Raw genomic sequence first — 18,688 nt, 5'->3', positions numbered from 1 at the left:
GCCTGCGGGGACCTCGTGTTCCGCCACACGACACATTTTCGCTGCTTCTAGGATACAATCTGGGCCGAGCCCCCCTTGCCGCACAGGCCCGACCACGCTTATGAAACCATTCCTGTTATCCGCGCTGGCCCTTCTCGGCCTGGCGCACGGCAGTACCTTCGCATTCGACGGCGCCGCCGACGACTTGCCGCAAATCGGCAGCATCCACAACGCCCTGACGGTCGCGCGTCCCGAGACCATCCCGAACGGCAGCTGGTTCACCTCGGCCGAGCTGGGCGCGATCAACACCTCCGGCAACACCACCGGCACCTCGATCAGCGGCAAGATCGACGCCCGCCACGAGACGGCCGACTGGAGCAACGAATACATCGTCAGCGGCTTCTTCAAGGAAGACGAGATCACCGACGACGACGGCGAACGCTACCGCGCGCGCTCGGCCCAGCGCTGGGCGCTCTCGGCCAAGGCCGCCTACAAGCTGATGGAGGAAGGCAGCCGCGCCTTCGTGCTCGGCTCGCACGTGAACGACCGTTTCGGCGCCTACACGCGCTATTCCACGTTCGCGGTCGGCCATGGCTCGCAGCTCTACAACAGCGTCGACAAGGCGCTCGACGTGGAAATCGGCCCGGGTTATTTCAAGGGCGAGCGCGAGACGGGCGAGCTGGAAAACGGCCTGACGGTGCGCGGCGCGGCCCGTTTCCGCTGGCAGGTGAGCCCCTCGGCGGCCTTCGTGCAGACGGTCAGCGTCGAGCGCGGCACCTCGAACGTGCACTCGATCGCGGAATCGGCCCTGTCCACCAAGATCAACGACACGATGCAGATGAAGGCGGCCTTCTCGGCCCGCAACGACACTAATGTGCCGGTCGACAAGAAGAACACCGACACCCAGACCTCGCTGACTCTGGTGTATTCTTTCTAAGCATATGGACCGACGAACCGACTACAAGACCGCGCTGCTGATCGATGCGGCGATTCAAACCCCCGCCGCCACCGGCGGCACGCCGGCGCACACGATGGCCGGCATGGGCGTGCCTTTCGAGGTGGCCAGGCGCGTGCTGACCCGTCCCGACGAGCGCCGCCATCCAGCGCCGGCGCCGGAATTCAAGCGCGAGTCCTGAAGCCTCGGCTTCCCTTCATGGCCGCGGTTCGTGGACGTCGTCCACCGTGACCGGCTCGGCCGCGATCTTTTCCTCGGCCAGCGCATGGTCCTCGGCGTCGGCCTGCAAGCCCTCCTGTTCGGCGCCGCGCGCTGCGTCGTAGAGCAATTCCACCAGCACCGGGAAGTGGTCCGAGCCGAAATGCGGCAGGCGGCGGATGAAGCCGAGCGTGAAGTGGCGGCTGTGGAACAGATGGTCGAGCGGCCAGCGCAGGAACCAGTGGTCGGCATGGAAGCTGTTGTACATGCCGCGCCCGACGCGCGGGTCGAGCAGGCCGCTAATCTTGCGAAACAGCCGGGTCGTGGTCGACCACGCCACGTCGTTCAGGTCGCCCGCGACGATCACCGGCGTGTCCAGTCCGGCCACGCTTTTCGCCACCACCAGCAATTCGGCATCGCGCTCGGTCGACTCCGCGTGTTCGGTCGGGCTGGGCGGGGCCGGATGGAGGAAGTGGATGCGTACCTTGCGGCTTGATGGCAGCACCACCAGCGCGTGCATCGAGGGGATGTCGTCTTCGACCAGGAACTGGATCGCCGTGTCTTCCAGCGGCAGGCTTGAATACACGTGCATGCCGTACAGGTTGTCGAGCGGGCACTTCAGCGAATGCGGGTAGTCCGGTTCGAGCACGTCAAGCCGCTCCTGCCACCACTTGTCGGTCTCCAGCGTGACGAAGACGTGCGGCTTGTGCTCGCGGATCAGCGCGATCAGGCCGTCGGCATTGCGGTTGGGCGTGAGGACATTGGCTGTGAGGATGCGGACCCGGTCGCCCGGCGCGCCCGCATGGGCCAGTTTGACCTCGTTCGGGAATGGCCGCGTGTACGGGATGATCCACCAGGCCTGATAAACCAGGCAGGCGGCGGTCACGATCATCAGGATGGGCGACTCGCGCTCGCCCATGTCGAGCAGGAAGGCTTCTGCCACCAGCACCCCGAGCGCCAGGAAGGCGATTTGCAGCCGGGGGAAATCACAGTCGCGCACCCACCATTCGGTATGCCGCGACAGCGGCAGCAGCGTGACAATCACGATCAGCACGACGAGACCAGCGATGACGACAAAAGACATGGTGAAGGAGTCCTGAAAGCTGTTCGTTAATTAATGGCAAATACACAATGCGAGCAGTATGCCTTTTAAATTGAAATCGGACTGTGCGTTAGCGTGCATAGCGCGCGGGTTGGCCCGGGCCGGTCAGCCGTGCGTTGGCAAATCGACCAGATACGCGATACTGGCGCCTGGACCTCAGCCACCTTTGCTTGCGACCGATACCGATGACCACCTCCAGCCTTGATACCGCCTTCCTGATCCTGACCCGCGACGGTTTTCTCGACATCAGCGCACGCATTGTCCCCGCGGGCGCCGCCCTCTACCTGAACCCGGGCATCGCCACCGAAGCCGAAACCGCCCAGCTGCAGGCGGCCGGCGCGCAGGTGAACCTGCTGCCGCAGGAACTGCCTTTCGAGATGTCCGGCCAGTTCGAATCGGTCTTGCTGGCCGCCGGGCTGCCGGCGGGCCGGCTCTGGATCGAGCATCCGGAGCGGGTGCCGGCGCCAGTAAGCGCCCCGGCGCCGTTCGCGGAGCCGGACAAGCCGGCGCTGCACGAGCGACTGGCCAGCGTCGCCGGCCAGCTCGCCACCGGGGCCTTGCGGCGCCTGCGCAGCGCGGGCAGCGACCGCCCGCTGCTGGTGCTGCCCTATCTCGGCTTCGGCAACGCCCACAAACTCTGGATCAAGGGCCGGGTTTTGGACGAGGCGAGTTTTCGCGAGCAGACCGGCCAGGACAGCAGCTGGAGCAACCTGGTGGCCCTCTACCACCGGCTCGAATCGGATGAAGTCGCCGGCGCGCGCGTGGTCGCGCACTTCGATGGCCGCACCTGGGAAACCACGACCGACGGCGGCGGCTATTTTTCCTTCGAAATCGCGTCCGGTGCGCCGCTGGCGGGCGGCCCGCACCGGGTCGAACTCGAGTTGCCCGAATGGAGGGGCGCCGACGGCGCGCCGATCCGCGCTTCCAGCGAAGCCTTCGTGCCCGCCGCGACGGCGCGCTTCGGCATCATCAGCGACATCGACGACACGGTCTTGTGGACCAATGTCACCAACAAGCTGAACATGGCCCTGATGCTGGCGCGCACCAATGCGCACACGCGCAAACCCTTCAAGGGCGTGGCCGCCTTCTACCGGGCGCTGCGCGACGGCGCGGGAGGCAATGAAGACAACCCGATGTTCTATGTGTCGAGCAGCCCCTGGCATCTGTTCGGCTTCCTGGTCGACTTCCTGCGCCTGCAGGGCATCCCGGTCGGCCCCCTGCTGCTGCGCGAACTGGGCCTGCGCGACGTGTTCAAGCCGACCAACCACGGCAGCCACAAGCTCGACAAGATCGAGCTGATCCTGAGTTTTTATCCGGACATGCAGTTCGTGCTCATCGGCGACAGCGGGGAAAAGGATCCGGAAATCTACAGCGAGATCGTGCGCCGCCATCCGAAGCAGGTGCGGATGATTTATATCCGCAATGTGAACCCGGACCCGGTGCGGATCGATGCGCTGGACAAGCTGATCGAGGAAGTGAGCACCACGGGGATCCAGTTGATCCTGGCGCCGGACAGCGTGTTTGCCGCGTCGCACGCGGCGGCCGAGGGGCTGATCATGGTGGACCGGCTGGCGGCGGTGCGGACGGACAAGAAGGAGGATGACAGTTTGTTGCCGTCGGTGTGATTTGTTGACGGAGGTGGGGCTGATGCCTGCGCCGTTTGTGGTGTTTTGAATCCGCGTGGGCTCGGAGAGCCCACCCTACGGGAGACGCTGGAGGTTCGGCGCTGCGCGCCTCGGCATTCCGGCCTGCGCCGCCTCCCGTAGGGTGGGCACCCGTGCCCACGCGGATGATGCGCACCACGGACAGGGCAGGCAACAGCCCCACCCCGCCCGCATCTCATGCCAGCTTAAGCCAGCTTAAGCCAGCGACACCCCAGTGCGCCGTCCTTCACCACGCACCATCATCAGCGCCACGAGACTGAGCAAAGCCGCCCCCGACAGGTAGAACCCGACATACTCGATCCCATGCCGGGTCGCCAGCCAGGTCGCCGCATACGGCGCCAGCGACGCGCCCAGGATGCCGGCCAGGTTGAAGGTCAGCGAGGAACCCGTGTAGCGCACTTCCGGCGGGAACAGTTCGGCCAGCAACGTGCCCAGCGGCCCGTAGGTCAGGCCCATCAGCGACAGGCCGATTACCAGGAACAGGCCGACCGCCACCAGGTTGTTGGCGACGAAGAGCGCGCCGAAGAACAGGCCGAACACCATGATCGCCACCGTCACCCCGATCATCGCGGCGCGGCGCCCGAAGCGGTCGGCGATCAGGGCCGACGGCGGAATGAGCATGCCGAAGAAGATCACGGCGCCCAGCTGGAGCAGCAGGAACTGGGTGCGCGAATAACCGAGACCCGTCGGGCTCGTGCCCCAGGACAGCGCGAACACGGTCAGCAGGTAGAACAGCACGAAGGTCGACGTCGCCATCAGGGTGCCCAGCACCAGCGCGCGGCCATGGTCCTTGAACACGGTCACGACCGGCACTTTGACACGTTCGCCCTTGTCGATCACGGCCTGGAAGTCCGGCGTTTCGTGGATTTTCAGGCGCACGTACAGGCCGACGCCCACCAGCAGCGCGCTCGACAGGAAGGGCACGCGCCAGCCCCAGTCGAAGAACTGGGCTTCGGTGAGCGACTGCGTCAGCAGCAGGAAGACGCCGCCCGAAAGGAAGAAGCCGATCGGCGCGCCCAGCTGCGGGAACATGCCGTACCAGGCGCGTTTGCCCGGCGGCGCATTTTCGGTTGCCAGCAGCACCGCCCCGCCCCACTCGCCGCCCAGGCCCAGGCCCTGGCCGAAGCGGCACAAGGCCAGCAATAAAGGCGCGAGCGTGCCGATGCTGGCATAGGTCGGCAGCAGGCCGATCACGATGGTCGAGAGTCCCATCGTCAGCAGCGCCGCGACCAGCGTGGCCTTGCGCCCGATGCGGTCGCCGAAGTGGCCGAACAGGGCCGAGCCGATCGGACGGGCGAAGAAGGCAATCGCGAAAGTGGCGAAGGATTGCAGGACGGCGGCGGCCGGGTCGGCCGCCGGGAAGAACAGTTTCGGGAACACCAGCACCGCGGCGGTGGCGTAGATGTAGAAGTCGAAGAACTCGATCGTGGTGCCGATCAGGCTGGCAAACAGGACGGTACGCGCTTTGTTTTTTTGCGGCTTGATGGTCTGGCTCATGCGCTCACCGCCTTCGCCAGCACTTCACGCACTTCATCGACGCTGTCGGGCCGGGTCACGCGGGCGACCTCGGCGCCGTCCTTCAGGACCACGACGGTCGGCCACAGCTTGATCTTGAACGAGCGGCCGAGGGCGCGGCCGGGGCCGTCCTCGACCTGGATGTGCTGCGCATCCGGGTAGTCTTTCAGCGCGCCCGCGATGAGCGGTTCGCCTGCGCGGCAATAGCCGCACCAGTTGGTGCCGAAGTCGAGTGCGACGAGGCCGGGCAGCGCGTCGACCGCGCTGCGCTCGGGCTGGGAGGTTTCATAAGACATGGGTGCTCCTCAATAGTGCCGATAAGACAAGCGTACCCGAAACCCCGGCATGGAGCCAACAACTAATTGCATTAACTCAACCTGGGCCGGCCGCCTTCGTGATAGCGGCCGGCCCAGGGCTTCAATGCGCGTGGCCGCCTCCCTCGGCCTCGCAGTGCTGCGGCTGCTCGCGGCAGAGCCGGTCCTGGGCCTCCAGCGCCAGCTTACGCGCCGCCAACTGGGCCGGCGTGCGCGCCGGGGCCAGGATATCGTCCAGGGTGAACACGCGCCCGTTCTTCACCACCAGGCGCACGTCGGCGGCCGCGCGCAGGTTCAGCAAGGGATCGCCGCCGACCACGATCAGGTCGGCCAGCTTGCCCGCCTCCACCGTACCCAGGTCCTCGTCGACCAGGGCGATGCGGGCGGCGTCGCGCGTGACCGATTGAAGCACCGTCAGGTTGTCCTGCACCAGCGCCGCGCCGCGCATGTTCAGGTGCAGCGAAATGCCGGGCACCACCAGCGGCGAATCGGTGCCGTTGGCCACCAGGGCGCCGGCCGCTTTGACCTTGGCCTGCTGGGTGGCGTCGTTGACGATGGTGGCCAGCTGGGCGGGCGTGGGCAGCTGCGCGTTCTCCAGGCCGGGCACGAAGTTCGGCGGCACCAGGATGAAGCGCGGGTCCGTCACGATGCCCGGATCGAGCCCGGCCAGGGCGCTGATGGAGAACAGCGTGTCGATCAGGCGGAAGTCGGCCTTTCCGTAGATGTCGGCCGCGTCCTGGTAGGTGATCAGGCGCGCGAAGGACTTCGACCAGCCGTAGCCCATGCGCTGGGTGGCCGACAGGTGGGTGGTGCCGGCCAGGCCCGTCGCCGCGCCCGGCTGCACCATGTGGGTCCCGCTCGGCACGCCCAGGTCGAGCGCCCCTTGCGCGATGCGCGCCATGACGGGGATCGGCGCGCGCACATAGCTCTTCAGGAAGTCGGCATCCATCCGTTTCGCCTTGGCGATCTCGATGTCGGCAATGCTGGGCGTGCGCAGGGTGCGGGCGAAGCTGTAGAACAGGCGGTTGCCTTCCCACAGCGGCGGCGAGATGAACAGGCGCGGCCCGATCAGGTTGCCCGCCTCCAGCGCCTCGCGCATCTCCAGGCTCTGGTGCAAGGGGCCGGCCACCGACTGGGCAGTGGTGATCCCGTAGGACAGCATCAGCTGCGCGATCTGGCCGAACTGCCCGCCCTGGTAGAGTGTGAGCGGGTGCAGGTGGGTTTCGATCAGGCCCGGCATCACGGTCAGGCCGCTGGCGTCGGCCATGTGGTCGGCCTCCCCGTGCGTGCTGTGCGCGCGGTGCGGCCGCACCGAGACGATGCGGTTGCCCTCGACCACGATGTCGATATCGCGCCGCAGCGCCGACCCTACGCCATCCCACAGCGCGCCCGCGTGGATCAGCGTGCGCCCGGCAGGGGCGGCCTGGCGCCAGTGCAGCTTGACCGGAATCTCGCGCACCTGGCTGCCGTCGGCGCGCACCGTGCGGATACGTTCGGCCGACTTGTACAGGATGGTCTGCGAGTCGCCGCCCCAGGCCGGCAGGTCGGCCATGTCGCTGCTGACCTGGCGCGCGGCGCCCGTCGGCGCGCCGTTCGGGCCGACCGGCATCACGTGCAGGCGCGAATCCATGATGAAGGCGACCTTGGTGCCGTCGGGGGAAAGTGCGGCCGCCCCCTCGTCGCGCTCGGCCACCTGGCGCGGCTCGGGCGCCACCGCGTAGAAGGTAGCCTGGCGCGTGGCCAGGTCGATCACGCGCAGCTTGTTGTAGCCCTCGCGGAAGCGGTTGTTGACGCGCTCGTTATCGACCAGCAGGATGCGCCGGCCGTCCGGCGTCCACTGCGGCGTGCTGACCTGGGTGCTGACCGACTGCAGGATCACTTCCGAGACGCCGGTGGCGAGCGTCCAGATCTCGAGCTGGCCCGACAGGGTCGTGTAGGCCAGGCGCGTGCCGTCGGGCGAAAGCTTGGGCGTGACCATCGAGCGGCCGGGGATCGCGGCCAGCCGGGTGCGCACGCCGCCGGCCAGGGCGACCTGGTCGACCGCCAGCTGGCCGGCGTTGCCGCGCTCGGACGAGAAATAAACGGCGCTGCCGTCGGCCGTCCACTGCGGGTTGGCGTCGCGGTCGGGATCATTGGTCAGGCGCACGGGCTCCTCGCCGATGCGCATGGCCCAGACGTCGTTCAGGGCAACAAAGGCGATGCTGCGCCCGTCCGGTGACAGCACAGGCGCACTGATGCCGCGCACGGGGCGCTGGCGGAAATTGTCGAACTGGCGGTCCTTCGGTTTCGAAAACACCGGACGGCGCAGCTTGAGTTCCGCCTTGAAGCCGATGTCGAACGGGTTGCCGCCCGCCGCGTCGCGCGTGCGCAGATGGCCGTCGGCCGTGTACAGCATGCGCCCATCCGGCAGGAAGCCTACCGGGAAGGGGAAGATGTCTTCGTCCGTGGTCACCTGCACCCCGCCCACCACCAGCTGGCGCGCGGCGTTCTGGTAGACCAGCGCGCTGCCGTCCGGGGTCCAGGCCGGGGCGGTGCCGGGCGCGACCAGGGCCGGGGGGCCGCCGAACAGGCTGGTGACCACGTTGGGTCCGTCGACATAAGCCAGGCGCGTGCCGTCGGGCGAGACCACCGGATTGCTTTCGGCGCCGGGGCCGGTCGTCACCTGGCTCGGCGCCCCGCCGCCGCGCTTGATGCGCCAGATCTTGTACTGGCCGTCGCGGCTGCGGTCCGACGAAAACACCAGGCCGCTGCCGTCGGGCAACCAGGCCGGCTCGCGGTCGTCGAAGGGGCCGTCGGTCAGTTCGCGCGCGTCGCTGCCGTCGGGTTCGATGCTCCAGATGTGAAAATTACCCTCGGGCGCGTAATTCTGGAAGGCGATGCGCTTGCCGTCGGGCGACCAGACCGGCGCCGTCGGCTCCAGGTGCCAGTCCGTGATGCGCACCGCGCGTCCGCCCGCGGCCGGCATCACCCACAGCGCGCCCTGCGCCGAAAACACGATCCGGCGGCCGTCGGGCGAAGGCGCGGCCGCGATATTGGTACCTTCGCGCAGCTCGACCGTGACGTCCTTGGTCGGGCCGCGCAGGTCGTTCAACTGGTCGACGCGCCCGCCGCCCGGAAACTGGCAGGCCGACAGCAGGCTGGCGGCGATGGCCGCGGCGAGCACGGTGCGGGCCAGGGAAGCGCGGCGGGAGCGCGGCTGCGAGTGCGTGTACCTATTCATGGTCGTGCCTCCGGAAAAGTTGCCAAAATGCACCGAAATGGTGCACGGCTGACCTGTCGATCATCGAGCCGGCGGCTGACGAGAGGCTGACTGCTGAGTCAGCACAGCAATTTCTGGAAGGGGAACTGCGCTGGGGTTGAGTTCGCTCAAATATAGGTACTGACGAACAGGAACTTTCTAGCCGCTGAGCTGCTACTGAGCAATGCGCCGCAAGGTGAAATGCTTAACCGACGATGGCGGCACCGGCTGGCATAGTCATTCCAAACTCGTCAACAGGAGCGCATCATGTCCGATAGTCTGCAAAAAACCGGTCAACAGGACCGCAGCCGCATCAACGTGCACGAAGAGCATGAAGTCCGTTACTGGACCGAAGCCCTTGGCGTTTCCCGCGAACAGCTGGAAAAAGCCGTGGCCGCAGTGGGCGTCTCGGCCAATGCGGTGCGCGAGCACCTGAAGGGCAAGTAAATTTTTCTTGTACGGGCGGGCGCCCTGCGCGTCCGCCCGGCGCCGCGGCCTTGCGCCGCGGCCATCCTGTACTTGTTTGCACCGGGTCGACCCGACCCCGCATGCCCTGCGGCCTCGCCAGCTTGACGCCGCCGGCTGTGCCGCGCGCCCTTGCGCCCCCTCTTCCATAAAAAAAGGAGCCCACAGTGGATATCCGCGCCTTCATTGCGTCCCTCGACATCACGCTGCCGAACGCCCTCTTCGCGCTGGCCCTCGCCGTCTTCAGCTTCGTCGCCATCCATGGCCTGCTGGTCCTGTTCCGGCACCGCCTCGATAAACTGGGCGACGAACGGGCACACCGCCCCGTGGCAGAAGTGCTGCGCAAGACGCTCGCGCGCACCAGCAACCTGGTGGTGTTCGCCACCAGCGTCCTGATCGGCCTGTCGGCGCTCGACCTGCCTTCTCCGTGGAACGCGCGCGTCAGCCACCTGTGGTTCCTGACCCTCGGCCTGCAGTTTGCGATCTACCTGCACAGCGCGATCAAGGTCACGGCGCGCCGCTACTTCCAGATCCACGACCAGGCTGCCGCCGACTCCCAGGTCACGATTGCGCATACCCTCATCATCTGGGTACTGCAGACCAGCGTCTGGGTCATCTTCGCGCTGGCCCTGCTGGCCAACCTCGGGATCAACATCACGACCTTTGTCGCCAGCCTCGGCATCGGCGGCATTGCGATCGCGCTGGCCGTGCAGAACGTGCTGGGCGACTTGTTCGCCTCGCTCTCGATCGCCATCGACAAGCCTTTCGAAGTGGGCGACTTCATCTCGACTTCCGACACCTCGGGTACGGTGGAAAAGGTCGGTTTGAAGACGACCCGCCTGCGCGCTTCGAGCGGAGAGCAGATCATCGTCTCGAACGCCGAACTGCTCAAGGACACGGTCTCGAACTTCAAGCGCATGGTCACGCGCCGCATCGTCTACACACTGCGCGCCCATCCGGACACACCGCCGGCGCTGGCCGCCAAGGTGCCGACTGCGATCGCCGAATTCATCGCCCGCCACGAGAAGGTGCGCTTCGATCGCGCCCACCTGTCGAAGTACACCCAGGAATACATCGAGTGGGAGATCATCTACACCGTCCTCGACGCCGATTACACCCTGTTCATGGACACCCAGCAGGCAGTCATCCTGGCCTCGATGCAGATGTTCGCCGATCTCGGCATCTCGACCGCGCCGCGCGCGCAGCAATTGCTGCTGCAGGAAGCGGTCGAACCGGGAACGGCGGGCGCGCCCGCGCTGCCGCAAGAGCGCGCGCGCCTGCCCTCTACCCTGCGTAGCCTGCCGAAAGGGACGTAAGCTCGTACACGGCGGGAATACATTTCCACCCCATGACCATCAATCCATCGGCGTCGGCACCGGGAGCGGCTGTGGCGGCGGCACGCCTTCCATCGGCGCGTCGATCACTTCCTCGGCTTCGTCCTCCAGAGGTTCTTCTTCCTCCTGCTGCTGCTGCGGGTCGGCCGGCATGCCTTCGATCAGGTCGCCCGGCTCGATGAATTCCTCTTCCGGCGCCTCTTCCTGCACGCGGCGCGGTTCGGGCGCGCGGCCGCCCGGGAACAGCGCGGCGCGGTCGATCTTGCCGGCATCCAGCGCGGTCTTGAAGAAGTCGCCCACCAGCAGGATCGCATTGTGGCCGCCCTGCCCCCAGTAGTTCGAGCGCATGGTCACGCGGTTGTCGTTGAAGCCGACCCAGGCCCCGGCCACCAGGTTCGGGTGCATCAGGATGAACCAGCCGTCGGCATTGTTCTGGGTGGTGCCGGTCTTGCCGGCGACGTCGCCGTTGATGCCGAAGCGGTAGCGCACGCCGGTGCCGGTGCCGCGGTTGACGACCCCGCGCAGCATGTCGATCAGGGTCACCGAGGAGGCCTGCGACATCGCGCGCTCGGGCTTGACGGTGCCGAAGTCGGCGATCACATTGCCGTCGCGGTCGGAAATCCGGCGCACAAAAATCGGCTTGCGGTATTCGCCTTGCGCGGCGATGGTGGCGTAGCTGCTGACCATCTCGAGCAGGGTCACGGGACTGGTGCCCAGCGCCAGCGACGGCACGGCGGCGAGCTTACTCGTGCGCACGCCGAGGTTCTGGGCCAGCTTCACCACCGGCGGCAGGCCGACGTCGCGCATCACCTGGGCCGTGATCGTATTTTTCGAGTACACCAGGCCGTCGCGCATCGTCATCTGGCGGCCGGACGTGCCCGACATGTCGGTCGGGCGCCAGACGGTGCCGTCGGCGGCCTTGATGTCCATGACCGCGTCCACATAGGGCTGATCGGGCGGGATGCCGTTTTCCAGCGCCGCGCCATACACGAAGGGCTTGAAGGTGGAACCCGGCTGGCGCGAGGCCTGGGCCACGTGGTCGAACTGGTCGCGCGCGAAATCGCGGCTGCCGACCCAGGCCTTGACTTCGCCGCTCATCGGATCGATGGCGACGAAACCGGCTTCCAGGTGCGTTTTCGATTCGCGCAGTTTGCGCATGAAGTCGCGGTCAAGCTTGATGCGCTTGAGGGCCGCGCCCGGTGCTTCGCCGCCTTCGACCGCCTTGCGGTAAGTCGGCGTTTCGCGCACGAAGGCATCCAATTGGGCGCGGTGGGTCTGCCAGTAGTAGTCGAACGGCGCGATGCTCGACCGCATCGCCGTATAGGTGCCGATCGAGCTCGAACCCGGCAGCCCCGGATTGGCCCATTCGACGTCGGCCACCGCCTGCAGCGCGCCGGCCTGTTTCTCGACCGCGCGCAAGGCTGCTTCCTGCAGGTCCGCGTCGAGCGTGGTCTGCACCACCAGGCCGTCGAGGGCCAGGTCGTAGTCGTTTTCGTCGGCCCATTCGAGCAGCCACTTGCGCACGTGCGCCGTGAAATGGTTGTCGCGGCCGCTGCGTTCGGCCTGGCGCTCGAAGTCCAGGCGCAACGGGCGCTTGGTGAACGCCTTGAAGCGCGCTTCACTGAAGGCGCCGTGCTTGTACATCTGCCCGAGCACCACATTGCGGCGCGCGAGCGAACGCTCCGGATTGGTCACCGGATTGTAGTAATACGTCCCCTTGAGCATGCCGACCAGGGTGGCCGATTCCAGCACGTCCAGTTTCAGGGCGGTCTTGTCGAAATAGGTGCGCGCGGCCATCTCGATGCCGTAGGCGTTGTACAGGAAGGGCACCGTGTTGAGGTAGGCCTCGAGGATCTCGGTCTTGCTGTAGGTGTTCTCGATCTTGATCGCGGTGATCAGTTCCTTGAGTTTGCGGTTGATGCTGCGCGCACGCCCGATCTCTTCCGGGAACATGTTGCGCGCCAGTTGCTGGGTAATCGTCGAGCCGCCCTGGGCGTCGCCCTTCAGGCTGGCCAGCATGGCGCCGCCGATGCGCGTGAAGTCGACCCCATGGTGTTCGTAGAAGCGGTGGTCCTCGGTCGAGATCAGCGCCTTGACCACGTGCGGCGACACCTGCGACAGCTTGACGCGTTCCTGCAGGCCCTGCTCGAAGGTGCCGAGCTCCGTGCCGTCGGCCGAGAGGATCCGGCTCGGGCGCGCGCTGCTGACCTGCTTCAAGTCGTCGATGCCGGGCGTGAGCGGAATCAGAATGATCAGGTAGACGATCAGCACGGCCATCAGTGCCGCAAAGGAGAGCATGCCGACGATCAGGACCTGCTCGTAGCGCGGCCGCCCCTGGATGAACCCATGCGCCTGGCGCACCCCGGCGCGGGCCCTGCCTCCGGCGCTGCCAAACAAATCCCTCGCCTGCTGCCTGATGCCGCTTTCGGTCTTCTCGTCCTGATCCACTGTTTTCCTTGCTCAATTGTTTCTTTGTGCCGCAAGTATAGCCGACCGCGCCGCTCAATCGGGGCGCAGCGAGCGGCGGTCCTCGCGACGGCTTGCACTTTCCGCTATGATGGCAAAATGCCTGTACAAGCACCCCCCGCCGAACCGTCTTCACCTGAACCCGCCACGCGCGTCCTGCGCCAGTTCCGGGTGGTCTTCAACTCCGTCAAGACGCATTTCCGCCAGGTCGAGCGCGAAGCCGGCCTGGGCGGCGCCCAGCTGTGGGCCTTGTCCGTGATCGCGCAGTCGCCCGGCATCGGCGTCACCGAATTGGCGCGCGCCCTCGACATCCACCAGTCCACCGCCAGCAACCTGGTGCGCACGCTGACCGGGCGCGGCCTGGTCTCGACCGCGCGCGAAGGTTTCGACCGGCGCGGCGTCGCCCTGCGCGCCTTGCCGGCCGCCGACGAATTGCTGCAGCGCGCGCCGATGCCCTTTGCCGGCGTGCTGCCGGACGCGCTCTCGAGCCTGGATGAAGCCACCCTGCACCGGCTGGAAGCCGACCTGGCGAGCCTGATCGCCGTGCTGGCGCATGACGCCGACGGCGCCCAGGTGCCGCTGGCGCAAATGTAAAACTCAGCGGCAGCGCGCGAACATCAGCGAGGCACGCGGCTCGGGACCCAGGTTCGGCAGGATCAGATGCCGCTCGAGCCGCCCTTCCCGCACGAAGCCGGACTTTTCCAGCACGCGCGCCGATGCCTGGTTTTCCGTGTCGCAGGTGGCTTGCACCCGGTAGCAGTCCGGCAGCGCCAGGGCGGCGCTGCTGAACGCATCCATCGCCTCTACCATCAGGCCGGCGCCCCAGGAGGCGCGCTGCAGGACATAACCGACGTCGACGGTATTGCCCAGCAGGCGAGCCTCTAACATGCCGATCGGGACAGCCTCGTCATCGCGGTGCGCCAGCACATAGGGCCGGCCACGGCCCGCCGCCCAGGTATCGATGCACCAGGCGATGAAGGCCGCCGTTTCGCCCTGCGACGTGTGGGGACGCCAGACCATGTGGCGCGCCACCTCGATGTCCTGGGTATAGGCCTCGAAAATCTGTGCCGCATCGGCCGGGCGTGGTTCGCGCAGGATCAGGCGCCTTGTCTGTAAACGTTCCGGGAGCGAAATGGTCATGGCAGCTTCATTTGATTCCAGCAAAAAATTAGAGTCCTCAGGATAATCTATCGGCGGTAGTCGGGGCATAAAAAAACCCGGTACGAGACCGGGTAATGTGCCTGACTAAACGGCCTAGGGGTCCGCCGGCACAATCCAGAGCGACCTGAATTCTGGACAAGCGGCACGCCTGCGTTGTCTTTCCGCAGGCGCCGCCACACAATCAGGGCAATGCCGGCTTCAGGCGTTGGTCGATCGGGACCGGGAATGGGAAGCCGAGCACCACCGATTGACCGCGCACCCGGTTTCTTGCCTGGCACTTCCGCACGCAGACGGTCGCCGGCGGCGCCACTTCGACCGCGTCCTCGCCCATCACCTGGCCCATGCGGCCGCCACTGGCCACCATCCAGCGCGACAGCCTGCCGCAATGGCGCACCAGTTCGGGGGGACCTGCACGCGTGGCAATCAGGTTCGCGCAACTTGGCTCCTCGATGCGCTCGGCCACCTGGGCGCTGTCGCGGCCGACGAATTTGCGCGAGAAGGCGTTGCCGAAGTTAATCCGGGAAGGCACGACGATCGTCGTGTCCTTGTAGGGAACGACGTCTCCCTCGCGCCTGCGGAAATTACCGTTGTCGAAATAAAATGCCTCGGCGGCCAAGACATGGGTAAACAGCGTACTGCTCTGGTCGGCGCGCTCGGGTTCCATCTGGAACACGCCGCCCTGCGCACAGTCCTTGGCCTGCACTCTCATCGTCAGCCCTGGCCCTTCGCGCAGGATGACCAGGCCTTCGCCTTTGAGTTGCAGTTCGACGCCACTGGTGAGCACCAGGCCGCGATGGTCGGGAAGCTTGCTCTCAAAAACGGGGGTCGGCCTGCCGCCGGTCATATCAAGCGGGTTCGGCGCGCCGGTGAGGATGTAATTGCGAATTCCGAAAGTTCTTTTATCGATGTCGAACTGGACGTATTTCCCGCGCACGGTAATGACCTCGCCCGCACCGAGCGCATTCGCGGCGATGGTCCGGTCTTGCGGCGCGCGTAGCCCGAGCACGGTAAATCCGCCTCCTTCGCAGCCGTCGGACGAGGCCGCGTGCGCCTGGCCGGCGAAGCCGGTCATCAGGAGCGCGCCACACAGGGCGATGCCGGCGCCGCGCCCCTTTCGGGTTGAGGCGAAAGTCAAGAAACGACGCGAAGAAGTCGGATTCGGGCTCATCTGGATCTCCTGATGTGTTTTATGGGGGTGTGACACAGGAAATGATCAGCAAAGCGCGTGCCAGCAAGCAGTCGGCCCTGCCTGCGGGGCGTTATGCAGGCAAGCGCCGCAGCGCTCCCGGACAAATGGGTGTTTTCCCCCACCCATTGCGTGTTTTGACCCGGCTGCCGATGGCTGGCGCGCCGGTGTATCTATGCCCTGTGGAACAAATGCAATACGCATAATAAAAGTTGGGAGAGCACTGCGCGCCGGAGTAATATCGGTGCATGCTGCGCTGGAGCTGAAAGACCGCACCGGCCGCGCTGGACGCCATTTGCTCGTTAATCCACGGGGATCTGCCAACGTGAATCGCATCGACACCGCTGCCGCCAGCCAGTTTGATCTCATGCGCAGGTTCCTCCTGCTGAGCCTGATCGCAATCTGCCTGGCCTCGGCGGTGTCCGCAGCCCTGATGTCGCGTTTTCTCACCCAGCGCCTGCTCCAGCGCGATGCCGAACTGACCCGGGATTTCGTCCAGAACGTCATGGCCATCGAGCTGGCGCGCGGCTATTCGCTCGACCATCCGCAAGCCGCGCTCGGGCTGCTCGACTTTCTGCGGCACGTGGCGGCCATGCCCGACGTCGCGCGCGCGAATGTCTATGGCAAGGACGCGACCCTGTTGTGGTCGAGCGAGAACCGACTCGACCATGGCAAGAAATACGGCGACAACCCTGAGCTCAACGAAGCGCTGCAAGGCCGGCTGGAAATCGAAAGCGGCGAAGTCGGCGAAGTCGGCGAACAAGGTGCGGCGAAAGCCGAACACGTCAATCTCGGCAAATCGCGCATGCGCTTCGTCGAAATGTATATTCCCATCCGCGATGCGGCCACGAATGCCGTCATCGGCGTGGTCGAGGTGTACCGGATTCCGATCGCCCTGTCGCGCGCCATCAATGCCGGCACCGCCCTGACATGGATGATTTCGATCGGGATCGGCCTGTTTTTATACCTGGTGCTGTTCTGGATCGTGCGCCGTGCGGACCTTCTGATCCGTTCGCAGCAGGAGCGGCTGATCGAATCCGAAACCCTGGCCGCCCTGGGCGAAATGGCCTCCGCGGTCGCGCATGGCATCCGCAATCCGCTGGCCTCGATCCGGTCGTCGGCCGAGCTGTGGCAGGAGGCGCCGGGCGCCCTGGGCGGAGAATCGGCCAACGACATCATTTCCGAAGCCGAGCGTATCGAGCAATGGATACGCGAGCTGCTGACCTATTCCCAGCTCCCCGACTACCGGAAAGAAGCGATCGACGCGCGGCCCCTGATTGCGCAATGCGTGGCCGGCCTCGAGCGCGAATCGAAGCGCCGCCACGTCGGCATCGCGCTGGCATTGCCGGCCGAACTGCCGCCGATCCAGGCGAATGCCGCCTTGCTCACCCAGGTCTTGAATAATGTGCTGTGCAATGCGCTCGAGGCCATGCCGGCCGAGGGCGGCGACATTGCGATCCGCGCCCATTCCACCCCGGGCAGCAGGCAAGTCGACATCGACATCACCGACACCGGCGCAGGCATCGCGCCAGGCGACATCGCGAAAATCTGCCAGCCCTTCTTCACGACCAAAGCCAAGGGCCTGGGCGTCGGCCTGACCCTGGTGCGGCGCATCGTGAAACGCTTCGGCGGCCAGGTCCGCATTGCCAGCACCGAGGGCCAGGGTACCGTCGTCACGCTCGTCTTTCCGGCGGCCCCGCGATGACGCGCGCGATCCTGATCATCGAGGACGAGCTGGTCCTGGCCAAGAACATCCGGGTCTATCTCGAGCGGCACGGCTATGAAGCCGTCACCGTCCATTCCGGCGAGGACGGCCTGGCCCGGCTCGACACCTTCCTGCCCGACGTGGTGGTGCTCGACTTCCACCTGCCGCGGATGAACGGCCTGGAGCTGCTGGCGCAGCTGCGCGCACGGATCCCGCTCATCAAGATCATCATGATCACCGGCCACGCGACGGTCGAGCTGGCGGTCCAGGCGATGAAGCTGGGCGCCTTCGACTATTTGTCGAAACCCATCGTGATGAGTGAGCTCAGCTTGCTGATCGACCGCGCCCTGGGGCACGAGCGGGTCGAGAAGACCCTGCATACCATCCAGGCGCAGCAGGCGAGCAAGAGCGAACTGAAGCACCTGCTGGGCGAATCGCCGCCGATGCTGGCGCTGAAGGAAAACATCCGGCGCCTGGCCGAGGCCGAATGCCGCCTGCTGGACAACGATTTGCCGACCGTCCTGATCACCGGCGAGACCGGCACCGGCAAGGAACTCGTGGCCAGGGCCGTGCATTTCGCGGGAGCGCGCAGGAACCAGCCCTTCATCGAACTCAATTGCGCCACCATCCCTCCGGCGATGCTCGAAGCCGAACTGTTCGGATATGAACGCGGCGCCTTTACCGATGCGCGCGAACGCAAATACGGCCTGATCGAGGCGGCCGACGGCGGCACCCTCTTCCTCGACGAGATCGGCGAACTCGCGCTCGGCGTGCAGGCCAAGCTGCTCAAGGTGCTGGAAGAAAAAAAGGTGCGGCGCCTGGGCGGCCTGCGCGAACAGCGCATCGATTTCCGCGTGATCGCCGCGACCAACCAGGACCTGCCCGAACGCGTGGCGCAGGGCAGCTTTCGCTCCGACCTGTTCTATCGGCTGCGCATGGTTCACCTGCAGGCGCCGCCCCTGCGCGCACGCTCGAGCGACATCCTCTTGCTGGCCAGGGCCTTCCTGGCGATGCATGCGGCGCGCTACCGCAAGCCGCAGCTGTTCCTCGCCGCCGATGCGCAGCAGGCCTTGAACAACTGGCATTGGCCGGGCAACGTCCGCGAGCTGCGCAACATGCTCGAGCAGGTCGCCCTGATGGCGCGCGAGGATGCGGTCACGGCGCAGGACTTGCTGTTCCCGGCTTCTGCAGGCGAGCATGCGCCGGCCGGCTTGCCGCATCGCGCGCAGGAGAGCGGCGCGAGCATGAAGCTCGAGGACGTCGAGCGTCACTACCTGCTTGCCGCCCTCGGTAAATCGAGCTGGAACGTGACGCAGGCCGCCAAAATGCTGGGCCTGTCGCGCGACGCGCTGCGCTACCGCATCGAAAAATACAGCATCCGCAGCAGCGCGGACTAAGACCAATCC

At 66.1% G+C, this 18,688-nt stretch carries 15 protein-coding genes; 8 read left to right on the top strand and 7 right to left on the bottom strand.

Annotated elements, in window-relative coordinates; genetic code table 11:
• The first annotated feature begins 100 nt into the window (after nt 1–100).
• Nucleotides 101–916, top strand: a complete 816-nt coding sequence (locus NMB41_RS12295; RefSeq protein WP_494382724.1) for a DUF481 domain-containing protein — start codon at nt 101–103, stop codon at nt 914–916.
• A gap of 4 nt (nt 917–920) precedes the next feature.
• A complete protein-coding gene (locus tag NMB41_RS12290; protein WP_494382723.1) occupies nt 921–1,115 on the top strand; it encodes a hypothetical protein in 195 nt (64 codons plus the stop codon).
• 15 nt (nt 1,116–1,130) lie between these two features.
• On the opposite strand, the gene NMB41_RS12285 is transcribed toward NMB41_RS12290, so the two are convergent.
• On the bottom strand, nt 1,131–2,216 hold the full coding sequence (locus NMB41_RS12285) for an endonuclease/exonuclease/phosphatase family protein (protein ID WP_494382722.1): 1,086 nt from the start codon (nt 2,214–2,216) through the stop codon (nt 1,131–1,133).
• Between the two features lie 203 nt (nt 2,217–2,419).
• Here NMB41_RS12285 and NMB41_RS12280 point away from each other — a divergent pair, with 203 nt between their 5' ends.
• Nucleotides 2,420–3,859 (top strand): App1 family protein phosphatidate phosphatase, encoded by a 1,440-nt coding sequence (locus NMB41_RS12280; RefSeq protein WP_494382721.1) that lies wholly within the window; start codon nt 2,420–2,422, stop codon nt 3,857–3,859.
• A gap of 234 nt (nt 3,860–4,093) precedes the next feature.
• On the opposite strand, the gene NMB41_RS12275 is transcribed toward NMB41_RS12280, so the two are convergent.
• The 3 genes from NMB41_RS12275 to NMB41_RS12265 form a co-directional block, all read right to left on the bottom strand.
• The gene (locus NMB41_RS12275) at nt 4,094–5,395 is read right to left on the bottom strand and encodes an MFS transporter (RefSeq protein ID WP_494382720.1); all 1,302 of its coding nucleotides are present in this window, start codon (nt 5,393–5,395) and stop codon (nt 4,094–4,096) included.
• Nucleotides 5,392–5,709, bottom strand: a complete 318-nt coding sequence (locus NMB41_RS12270) for a thioredoxin family protein (protein WP_494382719.1) — start codon at nt 5,707–5,709, stop codon at nt 5,392–5,394. The genes NMB41_RS12275 and NMB41_RS12270 overlap by 4 nt, the downstream gene beginning before the upstream one ends.
• Nucleotides 5,710–5,830: 121 nt before the next feature.
• Nucleotides 5,831–8,947, bottom strand: a complete 3,117-nt coding sequence (locus NMB41_RS12265; protein ID WP_494382718.1) for an amidohydrolase family protein — start codon at nt 8,945–8,947, stop codon at nt 5,831–5,833.
• Nucleotides 8,948–9,232: 285 nt separating this feature from the next.
• Between NMB41_RS12265 and NMB41_RS12260 the strand changes: the two genes are divergently transcribed.
• Nucleotides 9,233–9,412 carry a DUF3606 domain-containing protein gene (locus NMB41_RS12260; protein ID WP_494382717.1) on the top strand — a complete coding sequence of 60 codons (180 nt, stop codon included), beginning with the start codon at nt 9,233–9,235 and terminating at the stop codon, nt 9,410–9,412.
• Nucleotides 9,413–9,597: 185 nt separating this feature from the next.
• Nucleotides 9,598–10,746, top strand: a complete 1,149-nt coding sequence (locus tag NMB41_RS12255) for a mechanosensitive ion channel family protein (RefSeq protein WP_494382716.1) — start codon at nt 9,598–9,600, stop codon at nt 10,744–10,746.
• Nucleotides 10,747–10,785: 39 nt separating this feature from the next.
• Here NMB41_RS12255 and NMB41_RS12250 read toward each other — a convergent pair whose 3' ends face one another.
• Entirely contained in the window at nt 10,786–13,212 is a 2,427-nt protein-coding gene (locus tag NMB41_RS12250; protein WP_494382715.1) for a penicillin-binding protein 1A, read from the bottom strand.
• Nucleotides 13,213–13,329: 117 nt separating this feature from the next.
• Here NMB41_RS12250 and NMB41_RS12245 point away from each other — a divergent pair, with 117 nt between their 5' ends.
• Nucleotides 13,330–13,824 (top strand): MarR family winged helix-turn-helix transcriptional regulator, encoded by a 495-nt coding sequence (locus NMB41_RS12245; RefSeq protein ID WP_494382714.1) that lies wholly within the window; start codon nt 13,330–13,332, stop codon nt 13,822–13,824.
• Nucleotides 13,825–13,827: 3 nt separating this feature from the next.
• On the opposite strand, the gene NMB41_RS12240 is transcribed toward NMB41_RS12245, so the two are convergent.
• Both NMB41_RS12240 and NMB41_RS12235 read right to left on the bottom strand, forming a co-directional pair.
• Nucleotides 13,828–14,370 carry a GNAT family N-acetyltransferase gene (locus NMB41_RS12240; RefSeq protein ID WP_494382713.1) on the bottom strand — a complete coding sequence of 181 codons (543 nt, stop codon included), beginning with the start codon at nt 14,368–14,370 and terminating at the stop codon, nt 13,828–13,830.
• A 202-nt stretch (nt 14,371–14,572) separates the two neighbouring features.
• Nucleotides 14,573–15,559, bottom strand: a complete 987-nt coding sequence (locus NMB41_RS12235; RefSeq protein WP_494382712.1) for a hypothetical protein — start codon at nt 15,557–15,559, stop codon at nt 14,573–14,575.
• Nucleotides 15,560–15,902: 343 nt separating this feature from the next.
• Here NMB41_RS12235 and NMB41_RS12230 point away from each other — a divergent pair, with 343 nt between their 5' ends.
• Nucleotides 15,903–17,282 carry a sensor histidine kinase gene (locus tag NMB41_RS12230; protein WP_494382711.1) on the top strand — a complete coding sequence of 460 codons (1,380 nt, stop codon included), beginning with the start codon at nt 15,903–15,905 and terminating at the stop codon, nt 17,280–17,282.
• Entirely contained in the window at nt 17,279–18,679 is a 1,401-nt protein-coding gene (locus NMB41_RS12225) for a sigma-54-dependent transcriptional regulator (protein WP_494382710.1), read from the top strand. Before NMB41_RS12230 ends, NMB41_RS12225 begins: the two co-directional genes overlap by 4 nt.
• Nucleotides 18,680–18,688 lie beyond the last annotated feature (9 nt).

It is taken from the genome of Massilia sp. FBCC-B171 (assembly GCF_059134155.1).
Note: the sequence above shows the minus strand (reverse complement) of the source record. Positions and strands in the feature narration are given on the sequence as shown.

What these genes read in the sequence shown, in the direction of transcription:
- NMB41_RS12295 (WP_494382724.1), top strand. Translation starts at nt 101, where the DNA reads ATGAAACCATTCCTGTTATCCGCGCTGGCCCTTCTCGGCCTGGCGCAC.
- NMB41_RS12290 (WP_494382723.1), top strand. Translation starts at nt 921, where the DNA reads ATGGACCGACGAACCGACTACAAGACCGCGCTGCTGATCGATGCGGCG.
- NMB41_RS12285 (WP_494382722.1), bottom strand. Translation starts at nt 2,216, where the DNA reads ATGTCTTTTGTCGTCATCGCTGGTCTCGTCGTGCTGATCGTGATTGTC.
- NMB41_RS12280 (WP_494382721.1), top strand. Translation starts at nt 2,420, where the DNA reads ATGACCACCTCCAGCCTTGATACCGCCTTCCTGATCCTGACCCGCGAC.
- NMB41_RS12275 (WP_494382720.1), bottom strand. Translation starts at nt 5,395, where the DNA reads ATGAGCCAGACCATCAAGCCGCAAAAAAACAAAGCGCGTACCGTCCTG.
- NMB41_RS12270 (WP_494382719.1), bottom strand. Translation starts at nt 5,709, where the DNA reads ATGTCTTATGAAACCTCCCAGCCCGAGCGCAGCGCGGTCGACGCGCTG.
- NMB41_RS12265 (WP_494382718.1), bottom strand. Translation starts at nt 8,947, where the DNA reads ATGAATAGGTACACGCACTCGCAGCCGCGCTCCCGCCGCGCTTCCCTG.
- NMB41_RS12260 (WP_494382717.1), top strand. Translation starts at nt 9,233, where the DNA reads ATGTCCGATAGTCTGCAAAAAACCGGTCAACAGGACCGCAGCCGCATC.
- NMB41_RS12245 (WP_494382714.1), top strand. Translation starts at nt 13,330, where the DNA reads ATGCCTGTACAAGCACCCCCCGCCGAACCGTCTTCACCTGAACCCGCC.
- NMB41_RS12240 (WP_494382713.1), bottom strand. Translation starts at nt 14,370, where the DNA reads ATGACCATTTCGCTCCCGGAACGTTTACAGACAAGGCGCCTGATCCTG.
- NMB41_RS12235 (WP_494382712.1), bottom strand. Translation starts at nt 15,559, where the DNA reads ATGAGCCCGAATCCGACTTCTTCGCGTCGTTTCTTGACTTTCGCCTCA.
- NMB41_RS12225 (WP_494382710.1), top strand. Translation starts at nt 17,279, where the DNA reads ATGACGCGCGCGATCCTGATCATCGAGGACGAGCTGGTCCTGGCCAAG.